Origin of the sequence: Vibrio sp. 10N.286.51.E5 (assembly GCF_041469125.1) — a bacterium.
Lineage (GTDB): Bacteria > Pseudomonadota > Gammaproteobacteria > Enterobacterales > Vibrionaceae > Vibrio > Vibrio crassostreae_C.
Genome location: NZ_JBFRJZ010000085.1, coordinates 1 through 11,875 on the forward strand (window position 1 = coordinate 1; position 11,875 = coordinate 11,875).

Here is an 11,875-nt window from a genome sequence, read left to right on the forward strand (position 1 = left end):
TGTCGGTGAACAACAAAGATTGAAACTTTTCTGTTACGCAGAGCTGATTGCTACGTGACGCTATAGCAAAGATTTGACAATAAAGATCAAAACTCAATTTCACTCAATAGGCCAACTTAAAGCAAGAAGTAACAATAAAGTTAGAAACTTTTAGATGCTTTTTGTCGTAGTCTGTCTTTTGTTGTAGCAAACTTTTGTCGGGTGGACGACACTTGTTACCAAGTGCCGTCTCCCTAAGAACCCAGCGTGCAACTTTCACTGCACTAGGCTCAAGCCTCCACGAAGGCATCGTTTGATACCCAGCAACTTATAAAGCAGTCGAAGCAGGTTCGTTCCAAGAGTTACGAGCTAGCCTTTTAGATTTTCTCTTTACCAAGTATTCTTGGTAAAGAGGGTCAAAGGGTGTCGCTGCACTTCGGATTTTCACATGCCTTTCTATTGGCACTTTGGCTATTTGGAAGAGATTGAACTGGCAATCCATATCCATGATCTTCTGCCAACCGTGAAACTGCCATTGGCCTTTTCGGTTGATGAAGTATTTTAGGGCAATCCAAGTTTTAGACTTTGTTGGATGACGCCTTTTAGCCCAGTGCCATAACGTATGGAATAACTTGTGACCTACATATCCGAATACCTGTTTAGCTACGCAGTGCCGATAATAGTTCGACCATCCCCTGAGTTTAGGATTTATCAGTTTGATAAGATCATTCACTGGAAGGGTTACGTGCTTTTTGATGAGTTCACGCAGATTGCTTAAGAACATCAACGTATTGGATTTACTCGGCTTGATGAGCAGTTTCCCTTTGTACTTCCTATGGTTGAACCCAAGAAAATCAAAGCCATCGTTGATATGAGTAATGTGCGTTTTCTCTTCGGATAATGTTAAGCCTCTTTCCGCTAAGAAATCAGCAATCAACGGTTTGATATCGTTCTCGAGCACTTCCTTTGAAGCGCAAGTGACGACGAAATCGTCGGCATATCCAATAAAGTTAGCTCTTGCTCCTTTCTTAAGCGCGGTAGACTTAATGCGCTGTTCGAGACCCGATAACGTCATCAACATCAAGGTGGGGGATATAATTCCGCCTTGAGGAGTGCCTTCGTCGGTGTCGTAAAACAGCCCTTTGTCTACAAAGCCTGACTTTAGCCATTGCTCCAACATCCGTTTATCGATGGCGATGTTATCCATAAGCCATTGATGCCCGATTTTGTCGAAGCAAGCTTTAATATCTCCTTCAAGAACCCATTTAGCCGATTTCTTTAAAGCCAAACACTTGAAGCACTGGTCGACAGCGTCAGCCGTGCTACGGTTTGCTCTAAAGCCATAACTATTCGGGTCGGCAGTTGTTTCTGATATGGGTTCTAGCGATAATAGGTGTAGCGCTTGTTGTGCTCTGTCTATCATGCATGGGATGCCCAGAGGTCGAAGCTTGCCATTCTTTTTGGGGATATAGATACGCCTGAGTGGTTTCGCTTGATAAGCTTTCCGACTCAGTTGATTTACTGCTTTCATACGACGCGTGTCTGTGTTCCAGACAACGCCGTCTATTCCAGGCGTTTTACTGCCTTTATTTTGAGAAACTCGCTTAACAGCAAGAAGTTTTGCTGAGCGAGAGTGAGTCAGTATCCACTGCAATGCTTTTGCTTTGCCGTGTTTACCGTCTCTAGTTGCCTTTGCGATACGCATTTGAAGCTTTAAGACGTTCGCCTCTACGGCCTTCCAGTTAATGGATTGCCACAGTGCACTGTCAGAAGATGCACTAATCTCATTCGAAATCGTCATTTGCTTTTCTTCCTTAATAAAGTTCTTCAAACTCTCTCGCAACGAGAGACCAGTTGGAAGTGGGCTCACTTTCGTGATCAGGCACAAACCTGTATCTGCGTCATTACAATGCAGCCTTTGCTTTTTCCAACCTCCTCTACCCGCATCACTATCGGCCACAGAGGCTTTCCCGTAGGGAGTGATACAGGCTTACCGTGTTCCGTATGTCACGCAATGTCAGTTTAGATGCCCGCTATGGTGCGGAGAGTTCAATGATCACGAAAGAGCATGGGGCAATCTCTTTCCGACTCTCGTGCCTTTTGGCTACAGCGTATTAACCACTTCCGCTGTTTCACAACATAACGCACCTGTCGGGTGGACGACACTTGTTGCCAAGTGCCGTCTCCCTAAGAACCGTACGTGCAACTTTCACTGCATACGGCTCAAGCCTCCACAAAGGCGCTCAATTGGCACCCAGCAACTTATAAAGCAGTGAGAGTAGGTTCATGCCAAGAGTTTCGGTATTGCCTCTTTGACTTTCTCTTTGCCAAGTATTCTTGGAATTGAGGATCAAAAGGTGTTGCATCACTCTTGATTTTCACATGTCTCTCGATCGGCATCTTGGCTATTTGAAACAGATTGAACTGACAATCCATATTCATGATCTTCTGCCAACCGTGAAATTGCCACTGACCTTTTCGGTTGATGAAGTACTTTTGGGTGACCCACCTTTTAGATTTAGTTGGGTGACGCCTAACAGCCCAGAGCCATAATGCTTGGAATAGTTGGTGTCCGACATATCCGAATACTCGTTTGGCAACACAATGGCGATAGTAATTCGCCCATCCCCGTATTTTAGGGTTTATCATTTTGATAAGGTTATTTACTGGGATTGTTGCGTGAGTTTTGATGAGATTACGTAAGTTACTTAAGAATGACAGTACGTTGGTTTTACTCGGCTTTATGAGTAGCTTCCCTCCGTATTTCCTGTGGTTAAACCCTAGAAAATCAAATCCGTCATCAATATGAATGATACGTGTTTTCTCTTCGGAGAGTGTTAGACCCCTTTCTATTAGGAAATCAGCAATCAATGGCTTGATATCGTTCTCTAATACATCCTTTGATGTACAAGTAACAACGAAGTCATCGGCGTATCCAATAAAGTTAGCTCTTGCTTTCTTTTTAAGAGCCATGGACTTTATTTGTTGTTCAAGCCCTGCGAGAGTCAATAACATCAAGGTTGGAGATATTATTCCACCTTGCGGCGTACCCTCGTCAGTACGATAAAACAACCCCTTGTCTATAAAACCAGACTTCAGCCATTGTTCCAACATGCGCTTGTCTACAGCGATGTTATCAAGAAGCCATTGATGTCCGATTTTGTCAAAACAAGATTTAATATCTCCTTCAAGAACCCATTTAGCCGATTTCTTTTGAGCCAAACATATAAAGCACTGTGCTATTGCATCCGCAGTGCTGCGGTTTGGTCTAAAGCCGTAGCTATTGAGGTCTGAAGTTGTTTCAGAGATAGGCTCCAATGCAAGAAGATGGAGCGCTTGTTGTGCTCTATCAATCATACAAGGAATGCCAAGTGGTCGAAGTTTACCGTTCTTTTTCGGGATGTAGATCCGCCTGAGTGGTTTAGCTTGGTAGGCTTTCCGACTCAATTGATTCACTGCTTTCATGCGACGTGCATCTGTATTCCAGATCACGCCATCTATTCCAGGCGTTTTACTACCTTTGTTTTGAGATACTCGCTTAATAGCAAAAAGTTTTGCTGAGCGAGAATGAGTTAGTATCCACTGTAAGGCTTTTGCTTTACCATGTTTTCCTTCTCTAGTTGCCTTTGCGATACGCATTTGAAGCTTTAAGACACGTGCCTCCACAGCCTTCCAGTTAATGGCTTGCCATTGTGCACTGTCAGAAGATGCACTAATTTCGTTCGAAATCATCATTTGCTTTTCTTCCTTAATAAAGTTCTTCAAACTCTCTCGCAACGAGAGACCCGTCGGAAGTAGGCTCACTTTCGTGATCAGGCATAAGCCTGTATCTGCATCATTACAATGCAGCGTTCGCTTTTTCCAACGTCCTCTACCTGCATCACTATCGGCCACATAGGCTTTCCCAGAGGGAGCGATACAGGCTTACCATGTTCCGTATGTCTCGCAGTGTCAGGTTAGATGCCCACTATAATGCGGAGAGCATTTCGATCACGAAAGAATACGCGCAAACTTCTTTCCTACTCTCGGTGCTTGTTTAGCTACAGCGTTTAAACCACTTCCGCTGCTTGTGAAATTACGCATCTGACGTGGATTCACTTCTGTTCATCATACTGACTCCCTAGCACTTACCCGATTTATGTGGTTATCAGGAGGAGCTTCCTCTCACGATTCAGTTCCCGCCTATTTCGATAGACTTTGTTACATTGTCAGGCTCGCTTCTTTATTCAGAGCCATAGGGTCATTTGGTGATACAAATGGTTCGCTCTTTTCGTGGCGAACAACGATTCATACGACTTCATGTCGCACTACGCGGATTCACTTATGTTCATCATGCTGACTACCTAGCACTCACCCGATGTTGTGGTTATCAGGAGGATCGTCCTCTCACGATTTCAATCCCGATTGGAAAATACCAACCTTCGTTACATTGTCAAAGCCGCTACTTTATTCAGGCTCCTAGGTTCATCTGGTGATACAGATGGTTCACTCGTTTAGCGGTGAACAGCGCTTCATACGACTTCACGTCGCACGCCCCAAAGTTGCTTAGAACTTTTACTCATTCGCATCCTGTTCATGAGCTTTTGCCCTACTAAAAGTTATCCATTTTTCTAATGCTGTTCGTTGTGAATCCCCGTGTTGTATCACGGGGGTAGATTCGACCTAACTCTAAGCTTTTCTGGACTATTTAAAAACAGACGATGACGTCGCACATGCATCATATATGCTTGCTAACGCAAAAAGAATGGCGCATTGTATCCAGGTCTATTCTCACAATAAAATACAAAACTATCAACAAGATAGCTCGGAGATAAAATGGCTTTTAACTTAACTCGTATGACCGTGTATGCCTTAGTTAGCTCACTCGAACACGATCTACGTAAAATCATTTCTAACCACATAAATAGCGTAGGAAAGATTAACCCAGAACTTAGAGAGCGCTCAATTGAGCGACTATGTAAAGATATCGGTATTCAGAAGAATGAATTTGATGGTTCGGTAGACGACCTAGTCGAATTTTTCGACTTGGGAGATACCTTTCAAACAATTAACGCAAACAAATCGGATATTCCACAGCATATTGTTAGCCTAATTAAGAAGAAAAGTACGCGCTTTGAGCACCTGATACCTATCCGAAATAGAGTTATGCACATTAGGCCTCTTAACTTTCAAGACTTACCATATGTCTCGGTTCTATGTGAAGAGCTAGTCAAAGAAGATGAAACTCTTTGGGAGAATACGAAAACTACACTTACACGTTTACAAGAAGAACCTAGTTTTGTTCTTGCATTAGATATGCCTCTTATTGAGCAAGGCTCTCTCAAGAAGCATAACTTACCACTACCAGACTTTGATGAGACAGGTCTAATAGGCCGAGATGAAGAAGTCGACAAAGTTAAGAAACTTTGTCTTGGCAGCTTTCCTGTTATTTCAATCGTTGGTGAAGGTGGCGTCGGTAAATCTGCACTAGCACTGAAAGTTGCGTACGACCTTTTAGAAGATGAGAATTCACCATTTGATGCTGTTATTTGGGTTTCTTCAAAAACTTCCCAAATTACCGTTAGCGAAATAATAGAGTTTAAAGATGCAATTAGTGACTCTCTAGGTATTCTCCGAGAGATTGGTAATGAGCTCGTCGGTGATGGCCTATCTCAACAAGAAACATTTGATGAAATCATAGATTATCTAGCGACATTTAAAATCGCCTTGTTTATCGATAACTTGGAAACGATTCTAGATGACAACATTCGCAATTTCATTGGCTCCTTGCCTCAAGGAAGCAAAATTATCATTACGTCTCGTATCGGCTTAGGCGCATTTGAATTCCCTGTAAAACTACAAGGTATAGCAGAGACTTACGCATCACAGCTTCTGCGAACTTTAGCTAAATTAAGAAGCGTTGATAGCCTTTCAGCACTTCCTCAGGCTACGCTAATTAAGTACGTAAATAGAATGCATCGTAATCCAAGCTATATAAAATGGTTCGTCAGTTCTATTCAAACAGGTTTGTCTCCAGAATCTGTTTTGCAAAACTCAGACTTGTTCTTAGAATTCTGTATGTCGAACGTTTACAAATACCTAAGTGATGACGCTATTAAGTTAACAGATTCAATGCAATGTGCTCCAGGATTGAAAGATATTCCTGAGCTGGCATATCTTACTGATTTTGTATCGTTAGATGTACAAAGAGCGATTCAAGAGTTGATGGCAACTAATATGTTAACTCAGTCATCAATAGCTAAAGGTTCTAGCGTAAAAACCACATATCAAATGTCCGAGTTAGCAAGAGAATATTTGGGTAAATATCACAAACCCTCAAGTAGCTTCCAACGTCAAATTAAGCATAAGCGAAATAAGCTGAATTCGATCTTCGAACATCAAATGAAATGTAAGACCGCAAACAACTACAACCCAAATAACATCAAGTTCCGTGATAAAGCAGATCGAGTTATTGCGAAAATGCTCACTGATGCTCAAAGTTACGCGAAACAACAAAAATACGACAAAGCATTCGAACTGCTTGAAGAGTCGAAGAGAATGTCCCCTGACTATTTCGAAGCTGCACGCGTTTCAGCTCAATTCCATGAAAAGCAAGGTAATTTAACCGATGCAAGAAAGCAATTTGAGCTATCAATACTTCTCGCTCCCGAAGTGCCTCAACTACACTACTGGTTTGGTAAGTTTTTATTACAGTCAGAGGATAACCTTGATGACGCGCTCCCCCACCTAATCAAGGCAAATAAGCTAGACTCAGAGAGCATTGATATTGCCTTGATACTTGCTAGAGCTCACATGTTTAAAGGCGAGTATTCAACTACTGACCAAATATTGATAGGCATCGAAGATAGAATTTTGGATAAGTCTAGCCACAATAACAAAATGTTCTTAGATACACAGATTCAAGTACATTATCGTAAAGCTGATTTAAGTGCATCAGAGGGTAACTTTGATGATTCCTTAACCTCACTGGAATCTATGATGGAGCTTTTTGAGCTACTTCCTGATCAGTTTAAAGATAAGTACATGCGACAAAAACTAAAGAAAGCTCGTTATACATTCTCTAAAGTACAGCGCTGCTGCTCGGCTCATAATAGGTCTAAAATGGAAGCATTCGGCCATTGGTTGGAACGAGAGTCGACCTATTAAGCTTCTCTATTAACATTGTATACAGCTCACCTATTGATTTAGTGGTGAGCTGTTTTCTTTTAGTACTTCCTGCTTTCAGTTCTACTCAATATATTCGCAATACTACGAGTATACCTAATAACCTTTGAAGTAGTTTTCAACTCAACTTCAGACTTCACCTCAAGCAATGCCATTGCTAACAGTACTTGCTGTGCCGTAACCAGCAGCCCGGTTGGCAACTCGAGTTTGTTGTAGTGGAATTTAAAGTGCTTCCAATCCGATGTCGAACCTAATTCCCTTCCCTTGGACATTCTCATGAGCCTTTTACACTCCGGCGGTATTGGTTTTCCCTCGCCCAACCCGTGACGGTTATCACAGTTTTAAAACACAGTTCAGCAACTTCGTCATTTGGCACTCTAACTCTCGAAAAATGTAATTCTTACTCATTTCGCGATACTTCAATGATAAAACCTCTAAATCCAAGAGGTTGCAGTGAATTGAGGATATATGCACCATTAAACATAATCAGACAAAGTGCGCACTGTACGAAGGCGTACTAATTGGCAAATTTGCCTTATAAAAAGTTATTCATTAATCGCTAATGTTAGAATTCCTGAAACACATTTATGTCCAAAATCGTCACAACCTGAATTTTAACGCACAGTATTTTCTAGCTCGAAAATGCCCCAAAATTGGTTTCGCTAAAAAGTCCACAATCACAGTCGATTATTTTTTGACCTAACAGAGCCAATCTGAAACCCAAACTCATAAAGAACTAAAAATGGGTATCAGAGTGCAGTTCTTAGTTCAAAGAAACTCAATGAATTTTGCTCTACAAACCACTCTTAAAGCGTCACAAACTTACAAGGCGTTATGGAAGCATATCGCCTTGATCAAGTGTCCCAAATTTTCGCTAAGAGCGTTTGAGGGGCTCCGAGGCGTATTTTTGGTAGCTAACTCGCCTGTTTTACATAATAGGAATAATGAACACCTCTTATGGTCGGTAATTGTTTGCATATTTCGGAGCATTCCGATCAGTCATTTCGGGATTATCCGATCACCCATTTCGGTTTAAACCGATCACTGATTCCGCGATTATCCGATCACTTTTAGCCTAACTCCGAAATCGGTGATCGGAATAGCGAAAACCGCGATCGGAATGCCCGAAATCCTTCCTTTTTCTCTTTTAAATCAATAGCTCGCTATTCTTTACTTCTTAAACAAGAACGTAAGGAAGCGACAATGGCCAAAAAGAGAACTCCAATGAACAAAATCAAAGAGGTATTACGCCTTAAGTACGACTGCGGTCTCTCCAATCGTGGTATCGCTTCTTGCCTGAAACTCGGCCCGTCCACCATATCGGAACTCCTTACTCGCTTTAAACAAAGCCAACTTGGCTGGCCTCTACCCGAAAGTTGCAGCGATGCTGATCTCACGCAAGCGCTGTATCACGGCAAGAAAGCCAGTCGCGATAAAGTCATGCCAGACTTCACTCAATACGCAGTCGAACTCAGACGTAAAGGTATGACAAAGATGTTGTTGTGGCAGGAATACCATGAGCAATATCAAGAACAAGCTTACGCTTACACTCAGTTCTGCGAGCACTTCACTCGTTGGTTCAAAACCCAAAAGCGCAGCATGCGCCAGCTCCATGTGGCAGGTGACAAGCTGTTTATCGATTACTGTGGGCCTCGGCTTCAAGTGGTCAACCCTGATACAGGTGAAGTGCGCGAAGCAGAAGTGTTCGTGGCGACCTTAGGTGCGTCCAATTACACCTATGTTGAAGCCTTTCCGAGTCAAGGTAAGTCTTACTGGTTAGAGGCGCATGCCAATGCGTTCGAGCACTTCGGTGGTGTACCACAGCTCTTGGTTCCCGATAATCTACGTAGCGCGGTCACCAAAGCCAATCGTTATGAGCCGAGACTTAACGACAGTTATCAAAAACTGGCGAATCACTATCAAACCGCAGTGATGCCAGCTCGCCCTTACAAACCGAAAGACAAAGCCAAGGCAGAGAATGCCGTGCTCCTAGTGGAACGCTGGATCATGATGCGACTACGACATCAAACCTTCCATACCTTCAAAGAGCTGAACCTTGCCATCCGTGAGCTTATGAATGACTTAAACGAACGTGAGATGAAACAGTATGGTGCGAGCCGCAAAGCGCTGTTCGACAAACTCGATAAGCCAGCGTTAAAGCCGCTACCTAAGCAGCGATACCTCTATACCGAAACCAAGCGAGCCAAGGTTGGGCCTGATTATCACATCGAATATCGCCGCCACTACTACTCGGTGCCACATCAACTTGTTGGTCACCATGTCGAACTGGAAGCCTCCAACCGTCTGGTGCAGATCTACCATCAAGGTAACTTGGTAGCCCAGCATCCACGCAGCCAAAGAGAGCGCGGAAACAGCACCCAACCAGAGCACATGCCGAGTAATCATCAACATCAGAAGTGGTCGCCTGGACGCCTGCTCAACTGGGGAGCCAATATCGGCCCAGCCACACGAGAAGTCGTCAATAAGATGCTCTACTCCAAGCCTCATCCAGAGCAGTCGTATCGCTCCTGTCTTGGGCTGCTCAATCTGAGTAAAGCGCATGGCGAGTCGCGCTTAGAGCAAGCCTGTAAAGATGCGCTGATGCTGACAAAACCGAACTACACCTTCATCAACAATCTGCTGAAGAACAATAGTGAAGGACAACTGAGCAAAGACAACACGAGCACGCCGAACCTTGTTCATAGCAATGTCCGTGGCCCGAACTGTTATCACTAGGAGAAATACAAATGAACGCACTGAACGACCAACTCAAAACCCTCCGCTTGAGCCATGCAGTGAAAGCGTTAGAGCAGCAACAAGAACAACTGAGCACCTACGCAGAGCTGGACTTCGAGGAAAGGCTAAGCCTACTTCTGGAAAGTGAAATCTTGAATCGCAATCAGACAAAAATCCAACGCTTAAAACGACAAGCCAAACTGAGAGTGGATGCTCACTGGCAACCAGTGCCTGCGACCAACAACACACGGTCAGATACTACCGATTAACTCGCCTGCTTGATGACCTGACCGCAGGTCGTCTGGATGGTAGCTATCAAAAGCAACTTCAATCGTTGGCTAAGAAAGCTCTACTAATCCTCGACGACTGGGGGATGGAAAAGCTAACCCAAGAGCATGCAGGTCACTTATTAGAAGTGCTTGAAGATCGTTACCAAAACAGCAGCACGATCGTCATCAGTCAGTTACCTGTAAAGGAGTGGTACAACATGATCGGTAACGCCACTGTCGCAGACGCTCTAATGGATCGGCTGGTACACAATAGTCATCGAATAGAACTAGGAGGTGAGTCGATGAGAAAACTGGCGCAATCCGATCACTTAGAGTAAAAATAGGAAGAGAGAAAAACGGCAGGATCAAGTGATCGGAATAAACCGAAACGAGCGATCGCAATCACCGAAATACGCAAATTGTTGCAATGATTTTAAAATTTCACCTTGATTGTGTGATCATCTCTTCTTTTATTGAACCTTAAATGGTCGAGTACATAAAAACACCCTACTCTGTTTTTTTTATGAAATACTAAATAATTGAGAGGGATTTATTATGATGATGGATATATGCGAGCTGCTTGGGATTTGTTTGTCCGTTTTATAGCGTTGCTTATTTAACGTAACGACACTTAGTGCGAACCCAGATTTAGATACAAAATCGGCTCCCAATAGGGAGCCGTTCTTCGTTGTAGGTGCGCGATTGAACATAATAGGAATAATAACCACCAGATTTTTAGCTAAAAACTCGAACTTTAAATCTCTGTTATGATATCGATTTAGTGCTTTTCGTTAAGCCATTTTTTGATTAAAAGGGAGTTGTATCTATGAAGTTTAAAGTAATTAGTACATTGAGTAATGAGAATGATATTGAGTTAGATGTGGTTCCTAGGATTGGTGAGTCTGTCGAGGGATGTGAGGTATTAGGTGTAAACTACCTTACTGATTCTGATTATGTAGCTGAACTTAAACTCAAAACAATTCCTGATACGGTTCCATATACACCCATAGGTCAACCAGTAAGTAGTAGAACGAAAAAAATAGGTAATTAAATGGCTAGTAAAAAACCAACAATGATATTGCTATCTAAAACAGATTTAACTCAAAAAGAAGTTGAGCAATTATCAGATTCTGATGCATGGGCACTGATTTACTCGCTTAGAGCTAAAAAAGTTAAGGACGAGCGTCTACAAGTTTGTTTTACAGGTTTTGGAGTTTCTGAAAAGGAAAGCTTAATCGAACTGGCATCACAGCATAATTTTAATGTCGTAAAGTCTGTGACGAAAAAACTGGACTTTTTAGTCGGCGGGATTAGCGCAGGTCCCCAAAAAATTGAAAAAGCTGAGTTGCAAGGGGTTCAGTTTTTAACAGCAGATCAATTTTCCACTTTAGTTACGACTGGTGAAATTGAGCATCTTTAATGTGACCCAATAGGTCTCAAGGCTGCAATTTAACGTAACGTAACTTAGTGCACCTAAACCAATACTTTTGCTAGTGCGATGCTACTCATCGTAAGCGTGCCATGAACACCGCATTCTAATCCTTCAGCACGAAGAATAAGATCATCTCTCCAACCCAAAGGAGAGTTGAAATGGCAAAACGACGCACCAACCTAGAATGGCAATCACTGTTTGAACGATATGAAAGTAGCAGTGTTACCCAACGCGCTTTTTGTGAAGAGCATGGACTGAGTTTATCCACGTTCTTCGCCAAACGGCGTCAACTCCA

Annotated in this window: 7 protein-coding genes and 2 pseudogenes; 6 read left to right on the plus strand and 3 right to left on the minus strand. The window is 42.8% G+C overall.

Features of this window, described 5'->3' with window-relative positions:
- Positions 1-307: 307 nt before the first annotated feature.
- Together ltrA (AB4161_RS21665) and ltrA (AB4161_RS21670) are read right to left on the minus strand one after the other, a co-directional pair.
- The gene (gene ltrA / locus AB4161_RS21665; protein ID WP_029626754.1) at positions 308-1,780 is read right to left on the minus strand and encodes a group II intron reverse transcriptase/maturase; all 1,473 of its coding nucleotides are present in this window, start codon (positions 1,778-1,780) and stop codon (positions 308-310) included.
- A 461-nt stretch (positions 1,781-2,241) separates the two neighbouring features.
- Entirely contained in the window at positions 2,242-3,714 is a 1,473-nt protein-coding gene (ltrA, locus tag AB4161_RS21670; RefSeq protein ID WP_096036791.1) for a group II intron reverse transcriptase/maturase, read from the minus strand.
- A 1,080-nt stretch (positions 3,715-4,794) separates the two neighbouring features.
- On the opposite strand from ltrA (AB4161_RS21670), the gene AB4161_RS21675 reads away from it, so the two are divergent.
- On the plus strand, positions 4,795-7,125 hold the full coding sequence (locus tag AB4161_RS21675) for an NB-ARC domain-containing protein (protein ID WP_372084271.1): 2,331 nt from the start codon (positions 4,795-4,797) through the stop codon (positions 7,123-7,125).
- Between the two features lie 59 nt (positions 7,126-7,184).
- Here AB4161_RS21675 and AB4161_RS21680 read toward each other — a convergent pair.
- Positions 7,185-7,566: pseudogene (locus tag AB4161_RS21680) on the minus strand (regulator).
- Between the two features lie 780 nt (positions 7,567-8,346).
- Here AB4161_RS21680 and istA point away from each other — a divergent pair.
- From istA to tnpA, 5 genes and pseudogenes are all read left to right on the plus strand, one after another.
- Complete coding sequence (gene istA, locus AB4161_RS21685) at positions 8,347-9,879, plus strand: IS21 family transposase (RefSeq protein ID WP_372084272.1); 1,533 nt, start codon at positions 8,347-8,349, stop codon at positions 9,877-9,879.
- Between the two features lie 11 nt (positions 9,880-9,890).
- Positions 9,891-10,486, plus strand: a pseudogene (locus AB4161_RS21690) (ATP-binding protein).
- A gap of 488 nt (positions 10,487-10,974) precedes the next feature.
- Complete coding sequence (locus tag AB4161_RS21695; RefSeq protein ID WP_102449815.1) at positions 10,975-11,199, plus strand: hypothetical protein; 225 nt, start codon at positions 10,975-10,977, stop codon at positions 11,197-11,199.
- A complete protein-coding gene (locus AB4161_RS21700) occupies positions 11,200-11,568 on the plus strand; it encodes a BRCT domain-containing protein (RefSeq protein WP_102449814.1) in 369 nt (122 codons plus the stop codon).
- A gap of 170 nt (positions 11,569-11,738) precedes the next feature.
- A partial coding sequence (gene tnpA, locus AB4161_RS21705) for an IS66 family insertion sequence element accessory protein TnpA (RefSeq protein ID WP_408068886.1) occupies positions 11,739-11,875 on the plus strand: 137 nt, incomplete at its 3' end.

What these genes read in the sequence shown, in the direction of transcription:
- ltrA (WP_029626754.1), bottom strand. Translation starts at nt 1,780, where the DNA reads ATGACGATTTCGAATGAGATTAGTGCATCTTCTGACAGTGCACTGTGG.
- ltrA (WP_096036791.1), bottom strand. Translation starts at nt 3,714, where the DNA reads ATGATGATTTCGAACGAAATTAGTGCATCTTCTGACAGTGCACAATGG.
- AB4161_RS21675 (WP_372084271.1), top strand. Translation starts at nt 4,795, where the DNA reads ATGGCTTTTAACTTAACTCGTATGACCGTGTATGCCTTAGTTAGCTCA.
- istA (WP_372084272.1), top strand. Translation starts at nt 8,347, where the DNA reads ATGGCCAAAAAGAGAACTCCAATGAACAAAATCAAAGAGGTATTACGC.
- AB4161_RS21695 (WP_102449815.1), top strand. Translation starts at nt 10,975, where the DNA reads ATGAAGTTTAAAGTAATTAGTACATTGAGTAATGAGAATGATATTGAG.
- AB4161_RS21700 (WP_102449814.1), top strand. Translation starts at nt 11,200, where the DNA reads ATGGCTAGTAAAAAACCAACAATGATATTGCTATCTAAAACAGATTTA.